This is a genomic window from Acinetobacter sp. YH16056_T, assembly GCF_024605895.1.
GTDB classification, from domain to species: Bacteria; Pseudomonadota; Gammaproteobacteria; order Pseudomonadales; family Moraxellaceae; genus Acinetobacter; species Acinetobacter amyesii.
In genome coordinates this window covers 1,897,350-1,913,111 of sequence record NZ_CP094545.1, presented here as the reverse complement: position 1 = coordinate 1,913,111, position 15,762 = coordinate 1,897,350, and the positions used below count along the sequence as shown (strand labels likewise).

The following is a 15,762-nucleotide window of genomic DNA, read 5'->3' as shown; positions in this document are numbered from 1 at the left end:
ATTGTTTAGCTAACTCACAGACTGAAACGGTGGACTGATTCAGTTTTAAGCGCTGTGACTTGAACTTCTTGAACGTCAGCCATACACTACTTTGAACCTGAGGTAGTGTATGACTATTGATTTAGAAAAAATTATTCAATTCAAATCTAAAATACAGCTAGAGCAAATTTATAATATCTTTGTTTCAGTCATGATCGTGGTGATTTTGGTATTGGCTGTAATTGCCTTATATCGTCCTATTTCTGTACAGCAATACCAAAACGTGTCACGACTTGCGTTGCAGCAAAGTTATCCTGAAACACAGGAAATGGCGATGCTGCTGAGACAGCAAGATCGCATTCGTGTGGGTGCTTATCTTAAATTGATGCATGCTTATCAGATGGAGTCTGTGCGAGCACATCAACTTCCGGCTTTGGCAGAGGAACAGCCTTAGTCGCAGGGATTATCTTGGTTGGAGCTGCTTGTACATTCTCCTCCAATATCTGCTGTACTTCATTTTTATCTAAGGTTTTACTGACCACAATCACCGTCATATTTTCAGGGTGCATATAGGTACGAACCGCATTTTGTACATCAGCTACAGTTATTTTTTCCAGTAATTTAGGGTACTGGGTCAAATAATCTGGGTCTTGTTGATAAAAGCCCAATAGACCAAGCTGTGCATTGATCGTTGCATTACTGCTGTAATTATTTGGAAAAGCACGCAGCATACCGGCTTTGGTTTCTTCCATTTGTTTTTGATCAATAGGCATTTTGACAAAATCATTAAAAGCCTTATGTGCCACTCGAATACTATCTATAAGCTGATCTTGACGTGTTCCATAGCTAAAACTAAAGATTCCGGGTGCTTGGCTAAAGCTAAATGCACTATAGGCACCATAAGTATAACCACGTTTAACACGAAGCTCTTGCATGAGGACCGAGTTAAAACCACCACCGCCAAACATTCGATTGGCTACTTCTAAGGCTAATCGATCTTTGTTATCACGGGTCGTCCCTAAATGTCCAAATATGACGTTGGCTTGGGTGGAATTGTAGGAAAGATGGATAATATCAAACCCTTGTTTTTCTTCTGGTTGTGCAAGTGCCTTGGCTTTTTCGCCTTGCTTTAAGTTTCCAGAAATACGTTCTGCTAGGTTCTGAGCTTCTTTTTTGCTGAGTTTGCCTGTAATGGCAATATTCAAGTTTTGAGCAACTAAAAATTGATCACGAAACTTTTTTAAAATGTCTGGGGTGATTTTTTTGATACTGCCATTGGTTCCCGTAATCGGTTCTGCATAAGGGTGTGTGCCGTATACAGCCCGATAGAATCGAATATTCATTAAGCGACTTGGGCTTTCTTGGAGTTGCTTCTGACCAGCTTGGTTATTACTGAGAGCTAAGTTTAGACTAGAGGTTTTAAAAGTCGCATTTTTAATCACGTCCATCATCATGCTTAAAGCAGGTTCTAATTTTTTAGGGTCTGACAATACGCGTAGCCGAACGACAAACATATCTCGATGTGCTTGCACGCTAAATTGAGCACCTGTTTGGTCAAAAACCGAGGCAATTTGCGTTGGATTGTATTTTTCTGTGCCTTCAACGATTAAACGTGCAGCCATGTTGGCAACACCATACAAGCCTTTTCCGACTTCTTCATCACGAGCAGAACCTGCATTAAAGGTCAGTTGAATATCCACCATGGGTAGATCTTGTGACTCAACAAACAGGCTATTCACACCATGTCGGTTTTTCAGCACTTGAACAAGCGGAGCACGGTAGTCTTTATCAATCTGTAAATTCTTTAAACTTTGCAGCATGGGGATAGATTGTAATTGGCTCGGATTATCGTTGAGGTCGGGAACATTTTCCGTATAAGTTTCTGCATGGAGGAGTGAGCCAAACGCAGTGAGTAAGCTTAGGGATAAAATTTTCGTAATAGTCATCACTAATCCTTACAAGACGCTATCTGTGTTTTGGGTTGAGCTGATTTGTTGCTCTGGAATAACAACTTCCGTTTGAGCGGATTTTACTGTTTGATCTGCTTTATTTGAGGTTGTTGGAACCTCCGTCTGTTCTGGAAGTAGATACATGGTGCTTAAATTTTCTCGGACAAAATACGCATTTGCGACACGTTGAATATCTTGTGCGCTGACGTTTTCATATAGTTTTGGTAATTCGTCCATTAGCCTGAAACTGAGCCCATTGACTTCTAAGTTACCGATCGTCTTGGCTTGGCTGCTGATGTCATCTTGGTTATAGACTAAATTGGAGACAAAACGTGTGGTGATACGTTCAACTTCAGGTGTTTTGACTAATTCTGTTTTTAAAGTGTCGATTTCATCTTGTATCGCTTTTTGCGCTTGTTCCATTTTGACGCCATCGGCAGGGAGTGCTGAAATGGTAAACAAACTGTCTCCACGATTGTATGGATCATAAGAAACACTTACAGCAGTAAGTAATTTTCTATCGCGTACCAGTTTGTCTTGTAGGCGAGATGAGATCCCACTGTCTAAAATATTGCGAATAATATTGAGTGCATAAGCATCTTGTGGATTTTTTGCGGTAGCCAGTGAGCGTACATTCCACGCCATATACAAATTGGGCACTTGTACGGGCAAATTTAGTTCCATGTGACGATAGCCCACACGTTCGAATTCCATCACATCGTTACGATCAGGTGTTTTACGTGATGGAATATCACCAAAGTATTTTTGAACTTGACGTATTGCTGCTTCGGCATCGACATCACCGACAATCACCAAAATGGCGTTGTTTGGGGTATACCAATCTTTATACCACTGTTTTAAATCTGCTAATTTGATGTTTTGCAGATTTTTCATGTGTCCAATGACGGGTTGACGATAGTGACTGGTTGGGTAAGAGATCCATTTGAAACGTTCATAAGCCAAAGAACGAGGGTTATCATCTGTACGCTGTCTGCGTTCTTCCATTACCACTTTAATTTCAGGCTCGAAATCTTGTTGTTGCAATCGTAAATTACTCATACGATCCGCTTCGAGCTCCAGCGCCATAGGAAAATAGGCTTTTGGATACAACTGATAATAATTGGTGTAATTGGTAAAGGTTGCAGCGTTGATGCTGCCGCCATAGATACGGCTGAGACGTGTAAATTCATCATTAGGAACTTTGGTGGTTCCTTTAAACATCATATGTTCGAGCGCGTGGGAGATCCCTAATAGATTGCCCGACTCATCACTACTGCCAACACGATACCAAATATGGGTCATTACCATCGGCGCACGGTGGTCTTCACGGATAATGACCTTTAAGCCATTTTTAAGTGTGGTTTCAAAGGTGCTACGTGTTAATTGGGTACGTGTGTCTGCATGTAGATGAGTTGCAGACCAAAGGCAACTGCTAATGACACAGATAGGAAGCGCAGAGCGAAATAAAGTTTTAAAAAGACAAGGAGAAAATCTGTTTTTATGGGACACAAAGGAATCCATTAAAATGCATTTTATAGCTATCTAGTTTTCCTAAAGTTAATTTTGATTGCAAGTTCAACATGTTGTTTTTTAGTGTGCTTCGCTCTGACAGGCGTGTAGCGACTCAATTTAAGATAACTTATGATAGAATCGGTTTTTTTAACGCAGTGCTTTTCAAGGATTCGGCATGCAACAGCAATCTCATGGGCAGAATAAATTTTTGATTGATGCTGATATCGGTGATGACGATGTCACGCTACCGAGTTTACCTGCGGTAAATGTGCCGATTATCGAGACACCGAAAGTGCAGCAAGAAGTTGCTGCACCATTACAAGAAACAGAGTCAGAAACTGAAGATTCGAAGGTGAAAGGCGGCTTCTTTAGTCGTATGAAAGAAGGTCTAGCAAAGTCACGTAAGAACTTGGCAGACGGCATGGTGAATATCCTGATCGGTGGGAAGGAAATTGACGATGAACTTTTAGAGGAAGTTGAAGAGCAACTTTTGGTTGCTGACATTGGTGTCGATGCAACCAAAACGATTATTGCGAACTTAACTGAACGTACTGAACGTGGCGATTTAATCTATTCGCACTCTTTATATAAAGCGCTTCAAGAAGAACTGGTGGCATTACTTGCACCACGTGTTAAACCGCTACATATCGACAGCAATAAAAATCCGTATGTGATTTTGGTTGTTGGTGTAAATGGTGTGGGTAAAACCACCACGATTGGTAAATTAGCGAAACGCTTACAAGGTGAAGGTAAAAAAGTAATGTTGGCTGCTGGTGATACATTCCGTGCAGCAGCCACAGAACAATTACAAATTTGGGGCGAACGCAATAATATTGCCGTTGTGGCGCAAGGTCATGGTGCAGATTCTGCATCTGTTATTTTTGATGCATTTGAAAGTGCTCGTGCAAAAGGCGTAGATGTGCTGATTGCAGACACTGCAGGTCGTTTACACAACAAAGGACACCTCATGCAAGAGTTGTCTAAAGTAAAACGTGTAATGCAAAAAATTGATGCTACAGCTCCGCATGAAGTGATGTTAGTGGTAGATGCAGGCACAGGTCAAAATGCCATTAACCAAGTTGAAATGTTTGACGAGGCAGTAGGGCTTACAGGTCTAACTATTACTAAGCTTGATGGTACAGCAAAAGGTGGTGTGTTATTTAATATTGCAAGCCGGACCCATGTGCCAATTCGTTTTATTGGTGTAGGTGAGAAAATTGATGACTTGCGTCCATTCTCAGCAAAATCATTTGTCGCAGCATTATTTGAAACTGATAAATAAATTGCGTTAAATGTCACATAAACTCCGCAAAATGCGGAGTTTTTTGTTTTTGAGCTTACTGATTGATTTAAAAAGCAACATGTGAATAAATCATAATCAAAATTCAGCCTGATATACCCTTAGAATAAGTAAGGAATTGTTGTTTATATATAAAAATTGCTTTGGGGTGTTTAGGGTGGCGTTACTCGATAAAATTGGTCATGTATTGACTGCGGATATCACTAAAGATTTTAAATTAAAAAAGAAAAATACCGACCAAGAAATAGAAGCGTCCTTTGTTGATCAATTAAAGAAACGTCGCAGTATTTACGAGCTTGGAAAGAAGGTGCATTACAGTCAGGCTTATTTGGCGGAACTGATTCAAGAATCCGTAAGAAGTTGTCCATCTGCATATAATTCGCAAAGCACACGTATTGTAGTTTTATTTGGCGAATCTCATCAAAAATTTTGGGACATTGTAAAAGACGTACAACGCAAGAATGTTGCGAGTTATATTTTTGAAGGTGTGGCGCTCAAAATAGATCAGTGTGCAGCTGGCCTGGGAACTGTACTTTTCTATGAAGATCAAGTTGTGATTCAACAATTACAAAAGAAAGTGCCATTAAGTGCAGAAGATTTTCCAGTGTGGTCGGAGCAAACGTCTGGCATGGCGCAATTCGCAGTATGGACTTCGATCGCAGATGCAGGTTTAGGCGCATGTTTACAACACTATAATCCACACATTGATTATGCCGTTGCCGAACACTTTAATATTTCAAAACAATGGCTGCTACGTGCGCAGTTGGTCTTTGGTTCAATTGAAGGTCAAGCGCCTGAACGTTTAGAACCAGAAGATCAAGATCAGTTTAGAATTTATGAGTAATTTCTATGTTCTGTAGGTTGCTTTGATTTCTGCTGTCCTAAAGACTGTGAACCAATATTTGAATGTAAGTGGGTTGTAGGTATTTAGATGCTTGCAACTGATTGTTCTAGAAATAAGACACAATGTTGTAAATATAGTCATGCAACTGTTAAAAACATCACCTATTATAAATCACAACTTAGTAAGCTAATTGAAAATAAAAAGAGGTCTTGTAATGTCATTCTTGAATCAAATCGAACAACGTCGCACAATCTATTCTATTGGTAATAACGTGAGTTTATCGCAAGATGAAATTGAGCAAACCATTAAAAATGCTGTACGTTTAAGTCCATCATCATTTAACTCTCAAACATCTCGTGTTGTTATTCTGTTTGGTGATGCACATCAAAAATTCTGGAATATCGTACGTGAAACTTTACGTAAAATTGTACCTGCAGATGCATTTGAAGGAACCAATGGCAAGATTAATAGTTTTGCAGCAGGTTTTGGTACAGCATTATTTTATGAAGATCAGGCTGTAGTAAAAGCACTCCAAGAACAATTTGCACTTTATGCAGATAATTTCCCAGTATGGTCTGAACACTCAACGGCGATTGCTCAATTTGCTACTTGGACGGCATTGGCTGAAAAAAATATCGGTGCATCATTGCAACATTACAATCCAATTGTTGATGCTGAAACAGCTGCGGCATTTGATGTGCCAGATCAATGGAAACTACGTGCACAGCTTGTTTTTGGTTCGATTGAAGCGCCTGCAGGTGAAAAAACCTTTATTGCAGATGAAGAACGATTCAAAACTTTCAAGTAATGATGGTGTGATGAATTAAAAAAGGATGCTTTAAGCATCCTTTTTTTATATGCAAAATTCTTGAATGAATATCTAAATAATGTCTTGAAACTAAATATACAGTGATTGTTAGATGTCATAAGATTGTCACATATGCATTGCATAGTGCAATCGAAACTAAATAATTGATAAAGAGTGATAATGATGACTTTAAGATTAACTGTTGCAGCTACAGCGCTGATGTTAAGTAGTGCAGGATTTGCAGCTGTAACTTTGACTGTTCCGGAAGAAATCAAAATAGTTGCAGTTAATGATCAAGAAGTTACAGGTGGTTTATTTCGATCTACAGAGAAATATAAGCTAGATGCAGGTGAAAACCTATTAACTGTACGTTATAGCGAATTTTTTCAACATGCTGATAATTCCCACGATATATTAAAGTCAGGTGTTGCTGCTATTCGTACTCCAGCACTGATTGATGGTCAAGAGTATCGTTTGGGTCTAGTCAATGCACCAAAAGATTTTGATGCTGCGCAAAAATATAAAGACCAACCGATATTTGGTTTGTATGACAAATCTAATCAATTACTTGTGCAGCAAGCTGGGGCAAAGAAAGAACAAAAAACGATTTTCTCCAATGGTATTTTGGGTAATGCTGTAGATTTTACGAAGAAAGACGCTGTGCCAGAAAATCAACCGGCACCTATTTATGCACAATCCGTAACAGTAAAGCCGGCGAACGTAGTATCTCCTGTAGCTGCTCCAAAAAATGTGACTATTAATGAAAATGGGGCAGATCAACAATTAATTCAGCTTTGGCAGAAGGCTAGTAAAGCTGAACGACAAAAATTCATGAGTTGGTTGGCTGAGCAAGCAAACTAAAGCCACTTTCATAACTTCATTGGTTTTCTTAAAATTCGTATTATTCGAAAAGTCCGTTGAAATACGGGCTTTTTAGATTGAAGAATATAAAAATTACCAAGAATTATAAAATTCGTCTTTCATAAGGCAAAATATGTGGATATATTGATCTTTAAATAAGCAATAAATTGCATTTAGTTTAAAAAATACACACTCAAGCACAATATCATAGAAATTTCTATGATAGAGGCTTGTGTTTGTTTTGAAACTCTATAGAATACGCTGCATACCAACGCAGACAGCGATAAACGTAAGTTTTTAAGTTGTTTGATGTTGTTTTCTTATTTGCTGACGAAGCATTAAGAAGATCATTAAGAGATTATGAAGAACAACTTGTGTGGATTTTTACTAGTTGATTGATCGAAATTATTTTCATTGATTGATGGTAGAAATTACTCGAAGTTTATTTGAGCAAATTTTTGTCAGTAATTGATGAGCCAAGATTGGTACCCTTTAAGGTGCTACAAAGTATTAAACTGAAGAGTTTGATCATGGCTCAGATTGAACGCTGGCGGCAGGCTTAACACATGCAAGTCGAGCGGGAATAGGTAGCTTGCTACCGATTTCTAGCGGCGGACGGGTGAGTAATGCTTAGGAATCTGCCTATTAGTGGGGGACAACATTTCGAAAGGGATGCTAATACCGCATACGTCCTACGGGAGAAAGCAGGGGATCTTCGGACCTTGCGCTAATAGATGAGCCTAAGTCGGATTAGCTAGTTGGTGGGGTAAAGGCCTACCAAGGCGACGATCTGTAGCGGGTCTGAGAGGATGATCCGCCACACTGGGACTGAGACACGGCCCAGACTCCTACGGGAGGCAGCAGTGGGGAATATTGGACAATGGGGGGAACCCTGATCCAGCCATGCCGCGTGTGTGAAGAAGGCCTTTTGGTTGTAAAGCACTTTAAGCGAGGAGGAGGCTACCTTAGTTAATACCTAAGGATAGTGGACGTTACTCGCAGAATAAGCACCGGCTAACTCTGTGCCAGCAGCCGCGGTAATACAGAGGGTGCGAGCGTTAATCGGATTTACTGGGCGTAAAGCGTGCGTAGGCGGCTTTTTAAGTCGGATGTGAAATCCCCGAGCTTAACTTGGGAATTGCATTCGATACTGGGAAGCTAGAGTATGGGAGAGGATGGTAGAATTCCAGGTGTAGCGGTGAAATGCGTAGAGATCTGGAGGAATACCGATGGCGAAGGCAGCCATCTGGCCTAATACTGACGCTGAGGCACGAAAGCATGGGGAGCAAACAGGATTAGATACCCTGGTAGTCCATGCCGTAAACGATGTCTACTAGCCGTTGGGGCCTTTGAGGCTTTAGTGGCGCAGCTAACGCGATAAGTAGACCGCCTGGGGAGTACGGTCGCAAGACTAAAACTCAAATGAATTGACGGGGGCCCGCACAAGCGGTGGAGCATGTGGTTTAATTCGATGCAACGCGAAGAACCTTACCTGGTCTTGACATAGTAAGAACTTTCCAGAGATGGATTGGTGCCTTCGGGAACTTACATACAGGTGCTGCATGGCTGTCGTCAGCTCGTGTCGTGAGATGTTGGGTTAAGTCCCGCAACGAGCGCAACCCTTTTCCTTATTTGCCATCGGGTTAAGCCGGGAACTTTAAGGATACTGCCAGTGACAAACTGGAGGAAGGCGGGGACGACGTCAAGTCATCATGGCCCTTACGACCAGGGCTACACACGTGCTACAATGGTCGGTACAAAGGGTTGCTACTCCGCGAGGAGATGCTAATCTCAAAAAGCCGATCGTAGTCCGGATTGGAGTCTGCAACTCGACTCCATGAAGTCGGAATCGCTAGTAATCGCGGATCAGAATGCCGCGGTGAATACGTTCCCGGGCCTTGTACACACCGCCCGTCACACCATGGGAGTTTGTTGCACCAGAAGTAGGTAGTCTAACCGTAAGGAGGACGCTTACCACGGTGTGGCCGATGACTGGGGTGAAGTCGTAACAAGGTAGCCGTAGGGGAACCTGCGGCTGGATCACCTCCTTAACGAAAGATTGACGATTGGTAAGAATCCACAACAAGTTGTTCTTCATGACGATGTATCTGAGGGTCTGTAGCTCAGTTGGTTAGAGCACACGCTTGATAAGCGTGGGGTCACAAGTTCAAGTCTTGTCAGACCCACCATTCTGACTAACGAAGTATTTGAATAAAATACGGAAGCAAACAGAAAATCAGACACATTGACTTATTGATAAGCTGGGGACTTAGCTTAGTTGGTAGAGCGCCTGCTTTGCACGCAGGAGGTCAGGAGTTCGACTCTCCTAGTCTCCACCAAATTTCAAGATAAGAAAAACAACGTTTTTCCTTGAAATTTAAGCAAGAAGCTACGCTTCGCGCAGTATGTGATCATGCAGTGTTGAAGTTGTTTAGTCCTTAAGCGATCAAGTGTTTAGGTTATAGAGCTTAGCAACAAAGTGGCGTATGATTCGCTCCATTGTTATTAAGCTCTGTGATTTATCGCAGTTTCCTGACCTGACGAAGGCTGGAAAAATCATTAACAGAATATATTTGAGTTGAAATAATTTGTTCATACTCGTTTGATTTAACCTAACAAGCAATTGTGAAAGTTGAATAAAATGAGTTACTAGCGAAATTAACTGAATCAAGCGTTTTGGTATATGAATCTAATTGAAGCTGTACAGTGATTAAATTCACGAAGCTCTAAACTGTAATGTTGGTTGATCTACTTGTAGGATCAAACGACTGTTTGGGGTTGTATAGTCAAGTAATTAAGTGCATGTGGTGGATGCCTTGGCAGTCAGAGGCGATGAAAGACGTAATAGCCTGCGATAAGCTCCGGGGAGGCGGCAAATATCCTGTGATCCGGAGATTTCTGAATGGGGAAACCCACCCGCTATAAGGCGGGTATCATAAACTGAATACATAGGTTTATGAGGCGAACGAGGGGAAGTGAAACATCTCAGTACCCTTAGGAAAAGAAATCAATTGAGATTCCCTCAGTAGCGGCGAGCGAACGGGGAAAAGCCCATTAAGTTATCTAAGCTTTAGTGGAACGCTCTGGGAAGTGCGACCATAGTAGGTGATAGTCCTGTACGCGAAAGGGCTTAGATAATGATGTCGAGTAGGGCGAGGCACGTGAAACCTTGTCTGAATATGGGGGGACCATCCTCCAAGGCTAAATACTCCTGACTGACCGATAGTGAACCAGTACCGTGAGGGAAAGGCGAAAAGAACCCCTGTGAGGGGAGTGAAATAGATCCTGAAACCGCATGCATACAAGCAGTGGGAGCCAACTTGTTTGGTGACTGCGTACCTTTTGTATAATGGGTCAGCGACTTACATTCAGTAGCAAGGTTAACCGATTAGGGGAGCCGTAGAGAAATCGAGTCTTAATAGGGCGTTTAGTTGCTGGGTGTAGACCCGAAACCGGGTGATCTATCCATGAGCAGGTTGAAGGTTGGGTAACACTAACTGGAGGACCGAACCCACTGTCGTTGAAAAGCCAGGGGATGACTTGTGGATAGGGGTGAAAGGCTAATCAAACTCGGTGATAGCTGGTTCTCCCCGAAAGCTATTTAGGTAGCGCCTCGGACGAATACCATTGGGGGTAGAGCACTGTTTCGGCTAGGGGGTCATCCCGACTTACCAAACCGATGCAAACTCCGAATACCAATGAGTACTATCCGGGAGACAGACTGCGGGTGCTAACGTCCGTAGTCAAGAGGAAAACAATCCAGACCGCCAGCTAAGGCCCCAAAATTATAGTTAAGTGGGAAACGATGTGGGAAGGCATAGACAGCTAGGAGGTTGGCTTAGAAGCAGCCACCCTTTAAAGAAAGCGTAATAGCTCACTAGTCGAGTCGGCCTGCGCGGAAGATGTAACGGGGCTAAAACTATATGCCGAAGCTGCGGATTTACACATTAGTGTAAGTGGTAGGGGAGCGTTCTGTAAGCCGATGAAGGTGGATTGAGAAGTCTGCTGGAGGTATCAGAAGTGCGAATGCTGACGTGAGTAACGACAAAACGGGTGAAAAACCCGTTCGCTGAAAGACCAAGGGTTCCAGTCCAACGTTAATCGGGGCTGGGTGAGTCGACCCCTAAGGCGAGGCCGAGAGGCGTAGTCGATGGGAAATTGGTTAATATTCCAATACTTCAGTGTAATGCGATGAGAGGACGGAGAAGGTTAAGTCAGCCTGGCGTTGGTTGTCCAGGTGAAAGGAAGTAGGCATGTATCTTAGGCAAATCCGGGGTACTCTATGCTGAGATCTGACAGCAAGCTGTACTTGTACAGTGAAGTGGCTGATACCATACTTCCAGGAAAAGTCTCTAAGCTTCAGTTACACTGGAATCGTACCCGAAACCGACACAGGTGGTCAGGTCGAGTAGACCAAAGCGCTTGAGAGAACTCTGCTGAAGGAACTAGGCAAAATGGTACCGTAACTTCGGGAGAAGGTACGCTGCTTTTGGTGATGGAACTTGCTTCCTGAGCTGAGAGCAGCCACAGAAACCAGGCCCCTGCAACTGTTTATTAAAAACATAGCACTCTGCAAACACGAAAGTGGACGTATAGGGTGTGATGCCTGCCCGGTGCTGGAAGGTTAATTGATGGGGTTAGCGTAAGCGAAGCTCTTGATCGAAGCCCCAGTAAACGGCGGCCGTAACTATAACGGTCCTAAGGTAGCGAAATTCCTTGTCGGGTAAGTTCCGACCTGCACGAATGGCATAATGATGGGGGCGCTGTCTCCAGCAGAGGCTCAGTGAAATCGAATTCGCCGTGAAGATGCGGTGTACCCGCGGCTAGACGGAAAGACCCCGTGAACCTTTACTGCAGCTTGACATTGAACTTTGATCTTACTTGTGTAGGATAGGTGGGAGGCTTTGAAACCGAGACGCTAGTTTCGGTGGAGCCAATCTTGAAATACCACCCTGGTAATATTGAGGTTCTAACTCTGTCCCGTTATCCGGGACGAGGACCATGTCTGGTGGGTAGTTTGACTGGGGCGGTCTCCTCCTAAAGAGTAACGGAGGAGTACGAAGGTGCGCTCAGCGTGGTCGGAAATCACGCGTAGAGTATAAAGGCAAAAGCGCGCTTAACTGCGAGACCCACAAGTCGAGCAGGTACGAAAGTAGGTCTTAGTGATCCGGTGGTTCTGTATGGAAGGGCCATCGCTCAACGGATAAAAGGTACTCTGGGGATAACAGGCTGATACCGCCCAAGAGTTCATATCGACGGCGGTGTTTGGCACCTCGATGTCGGCTCATCTCATCCTGGGGCTGAAGCAGGTCCCAAGGGTATGGCTGTTCGCCATTTAAAGAGGTACGCGAGCTGGGTTTAGAACGTCGTGAGACAGTTCGGTCCCTATCTACCGTGGGCGCTGGAAATTTGAGAGGATCTGCTCCTAGTACGAGAGGACCAGAGTGGACGAACCTCTGGTGTACCGGTTGTGACGCCAGTCGCATCGCCGGGTAGCTATGTTCGGAAGGGATAACCGCTGAAAGCATCTAAGCGGGAAGCCTACCTCAAGATAAGATTTCCCTTGGACTTTATGTCCACTAAAGAGCCGTTGAAGACTACGACGTTGATAGGTTGGATGTGGAAGTGCGGTGACGCATGAAGCTGACCAATACTAATTGCTCGTGAGGCTTGACTATACAACACCCAAGCAGTTGTATATATAGCATCAATTGATTCACATATAATCAATCAAACTTGATTTAGTTAACGCTTAAGAACAAAATATGCAACTTAGATATGATCTGTTAATAACTCATTTGACCAAGCAACGGCACTGAAAAGATAAGACCAAATGCAAAGTCATAACAGTTGTGCTGGCGACCATAGCAAGAGTGAACCACCTGATCCCTTCCCGAACTCAGAAGTGAAACCTCTTAGCGCTGATGGTAGTGTGGGGTTACCCATGTGAGAGTAAGTCATCGCCAGCTCATTATTCGAAACACCCCCTGATATCTCAGGGGGTGTTTTTTTATGTGGGGAAAAAGGGAAGAAAAAAATAATAAGAAAAGCAGAAGAAAAAACAGGGAAATGATAGATATTTAAAAAGAATAAGGCCGATCAACAATAAACTCGTCTAGAACTCTTTTATATCATTTAAAATGTTTTGCTAATGAAAATGTGTAATAAATCAATATAATAAAATCGTTTGTCTCTTTAATAATATATAGGGTATTTAAGATGTTTTTAAAAAAATTATTAGCTAACCCGAATCGCGGATAAGAAATTGACTTGAAAAATATGAGGACTAGAGCCATCAGTTGAGTTACCACACAAAACTCACAACTCTATCCTCATGTTTAATAGTACCGAATTATTTTGCGTAATTGATGATTTCTTTCTTAAATTTGAAGCAACTTATTGGCAATTCCTTAAGCAAAGCCATCGTTTCTCAAGAATTCGAGCGGCTCACTTGAGTCTTTCAGAAATCACCTTTATTGCTATTTGGTATAAATGCTCTCATTTCACTAATTTCAAAGCATTTTTCACATGGCTAAGGCAGGATAAAAGCTCTTTATTTAAGAGCTTACCCTGTTACCAACGGCTGATTCACCTCATTAATACGCACCAGTTGGCACTACATGCTTTACATGTAGCCTTAATGAAAGGTCAACGGAGCCAATATTTATGGATTGACTCAACCACTTTACCTGTCTGTAAAAATCAACGAATTCAACGCCATAAATCTCTAGCAGAAATTGCATCTCGTGGTAAAAGCTCGATGGGTTGGTTCTACGGCTGTAAATTACATATTATGATGAATCAACTTGGAGAAGTCGTTTGTTCAGCATTATCCAATGGACATGTGGCTGACATAAGAATGGTTGAGCATTTGGTTGAAGGCTTGGAAGCAAAGCTTTACGCGGATCGTGGTTATATCAGTCAGGATTTAAAAAACAGATTAAAAGAACAAGGTATTGATTTAATTACTTATCATCGAAAGAACATGCGGTCTGTTCAACTCTGTACATCAGATGCATATCACTTAAAACAACGTAATAAAATAGAAACGTTATTCAGCTTATTGAAAGGTCAATACAATTTGGTGACGAGTAGAGCTAGAAGTATCTCAGGCTTTTTAAGTGGTATTTACGCATCACTATGTGCATACCAATTAACTCAGCAGCATAAGCCCACAATTCAAATTATGCAGTCATTGGCTTAAAAAGGATTCGGGTTAGCTACAGTTTTATTTGCATTTGTTTCTTTCAATACTACAGCCGGTGTGTATCAGGGTAAACTAAGTGAATGTTTGGTAAATAAAATTTCAGCAAAAGAGAGTCAGAACTTAACAGCTTGGATTTATTTGGCATTTTCAGCACATCCAGAAATTTCTAAATATAGTAAAGTAACGCCAGTTGAGATACAAAAAATTGATAAAAATATGGCTATTCTATTTCAAGATTTATTTACTAAACGTTGTAATGCTGAAATCAAAGCTGTTACAGAAAATGAAGGAACAAATGCTCTAGGTAAAGCATTTGAACTATTGGGAAATCGTGCAGCTGAAAATCTGATGAAAAATCCAATTGTTGAAAAACGTATTGCATCATTTGCGCAATATTTTGATGAAGATAAAATGCGTCAATCTATGAAATAATTGAAGAGATTAGACCTAACAAAATTTATCCTCTTAAGCTTAGTTAGGTCTATATGGTTAAATAAAAGATTAAATTTTTAGAAATTATAAGGAACTTTTTAAATTATTTTGATGTTCTTTAACTTGTTTTGCATAACGTTTGCCTTGTTTTTTCATTTTTCGATTGGTGTTATAAGCAGTAGGTCCGACATTATAGTAGGCTAAAGCTTTTGGAATACTACCTGCCGCATTTTTATATTTAGTTAAAATAAATGACCCACAATTAATATTGGTTAATTCGTCATATAAATCCCCAGGGCATGTTGCTTGCCAATAACGTGGCATCACCTGAGTTAAACCGACTGCACCTGCAGGAGAACTGACATAAGGGCGGAAAGTTGATTCTTGGCGAATAACGGCAGCCAGTAGTAAAGGATCTAAGTTGTATTGATCGGCAGTTTGCACAATGTAGGGTGACACTCGATTTGCAGTTTCAGGATTGACTGAATAGGCCTTTTGGATCCCTGATGAAAGTTTAACTGCACGTTTTTCTACAGAGCCACCACCTAGTGATGAACATCCAGAAATCAGGGTTACATATATAATAACAGTTGAAAACTTTAAGCTGTGAGCGTTTAGGAGCGACGAAAGACGAGTTGAAAGGCGAGTTTTATTCAGTACATTCTGCATTTATATTCACTTTAAAATAATCATGGCTAAGTGTAATTTCTAAAGCGATATTATGAACTGGAGACTTAGAGGTCAATATTTTCTTAAGATGCTCTGTACAGTGAAATTGTAAGAATTGATGGAAATGTACTCAAATTACATGATTTTTTAAGTGAAGAGAGAAAAACAGATCGTGTTAATTGAGTCAGTATTTCTCTCTTT

The 15,762-nt window shown here is 41.6% G+C and carries 9 protein-coding genes, 2 tRNA genes, 3 rRNA genes and 1 pseudogene; 12 read left to right on the top strand and 3 right to left on the bottom strand.

What is annotated here, in order from left to right; genetic code table 11:
* Positions 1-109: 109 nt before the first annotated feature.
* The gene (locus MST17_RS09445) at positions 110-433 is read left to right on the top strand and encodes a hypothetical protein (RefSeq protein WP_111884935.1); all 324 of its coding nucleotides are present in this window, start codon (positions 110-112) and stop codon (positions 431-433) included.
* Here MST17_RS09445 and MST17_RS09440 read toward each other — a convergent pair.
* Together MST17_RS09440 and MST17_RS09435 are read right to left on the bottom strand one after the other, a co-directional pair.
* Positions 357-1,928 (bottom strand): M16 family metallopeptidase, encoded by a 1,572-nt coding sequence (locus tag MST17_RS09440; RefSeq protein WP_373685451.1) that lies wholly within the window; start codon positions 1,926-1,928, stop codon positions 357-359. The genes MST17_RS09445 and MST17_RS09440 overlap by 77 nt on opposite strands.
* Before the next feature lie 123 nt (positions 1,929-2,051).
* Positions 2,052-3,365, bottom strand: a pseudogene (locus tag MST17_RS09435) (M16 family metallopeptidase); the annotation flags it as partial.
* A 250-nt stretch (positions 3,366-3,615) separates the two neighbouring features.
* Here MST17_RS09435 and ftsY point away from each other — a divergent pair.
* From ftsY to MST17_RS09380, 11 genes are all read left to right on the top strand, one after another.
* Positions 3,616-4,722, top strand: a complete 1,107-nt coding sequence (ftsY, locus tag MST17_RS09430) for a signal recognition particle-docking protein FtsY (protein ID WP_180007272.1) — start codon at positions 3,616-3,618, stop codon at positions 4,720-4,722.
* 175 nt (positions 4,723-4,897) lie between these two features.
* Positions 4,898-5,584: a nitroreductase family protein gene (locus tag MST17_RS09425; protein WP_180027252.1), complete on the top strand. Its 687-nt coding sequence runs from the start codon at positions 4,898-4,900 to the stop codon at positions 5,582-5,584.
* Between the two features lie 214 nt (positions 5,585-5,798).
* A complete protein-coding gene (locus MST17_RS09420) occupies positions 5,799-6,392 on the top strand; it encodes a nitroreductase family protein (RefSeq protein ID WP_180007270.1) in 594 nt (197 codons plus the stop codon).
* Between the two features lie 183 nt (positions 6,393-6,575).
* The gene (locus MST17_RS09415; protein WP_180007383.1) at positions 6,576-7,253 is read left to right on the top strand and encodes a DUF2057 domain-containing protein; all 678 of its coding nucleotides are present in this window, start codon (positions 6,576-6,578) and stop codon (positions 7,251-7,253) included.
* A gap of 512 nt (positions 7,254-7,765) precedes the next feature.
* Positions 7,766-9,304 (top strand): 16S ribosomal RNA (locus tag MST17_RS09410).
* A 61-nt stretch (positions 9,305-9,365) separates the two neighbouring features.
* Positions 9,366-9,442, top strand: a tRNA-Ile gene (locus MST17_RS09405).
* Positions 9,443-9,516: 74 nt separating this feature from the next.
* Positions 9,517-9,592 (top strand) — tRNA-Ala (locus MST17_RS09400).
* A 445-nt stretch (positions 9,593-10,037) separates the two neighbouring features.
* Positions 10,038-12,931 (top strand): 23S ribosomal RNA (locus MST17_RS09395).
* Between the two features lie 176 nt (positions 12,932-13,107).
* Positions 13,108-13,222 (top strand): 5S ribosomal RNA (gene rrf / locus MST17_RS09390).
* The 16S, 23S and 5S rRNA genes sit together here with 2 tRNA genes alongside, the layout of an rRNA operon.
* Positions 13,223-13,587: 365 nt before the next feature.
* On the top strand, positions 13,588-14,457 hold the full coding sequence (locus tag MST17_RS09385; protein WP_180048875.1) for an IS982 family transposase: 870 nt from the start codon (positions 13,588-13,590) through the stop codon (positions 14,455-14,457).
* A gap of 87 nt (positions 14,458-14,544) precedes the next feature.
* Positions 14,545-14,892 carry a hypothetical protein gene (locus MST17_RS09380; RefSeq protein WP_180026298.1) on the top strand — a complete coding sequence of 116 codons (348 nt, stop codon included), beginning with the start codon at positions 14,545-14,547 and terminating at the stop codon, positions 14,890-14,892.
* An 84-nt stretch (positions 14,893-14,976) separates the two neighbouring features.
* On the opposite strand, the gene MST17_RS09375 is transcribed toward MST17_RS09380, so the two are convergent.
* Positions 14,977-15,561: a lytic transglycosylase domain-containing protein gene (locus tag MST17_RS09375; protein WP_180026297.1), complete on the bottom strand. Its 585-nt coding sequence runs from the start codon at positions 15,559-15,561 to the stop codon at positions 14,977-14,979.
* Between the last annotated feature and the right edge of the window lie 201 nt (positions 15,562-15,762).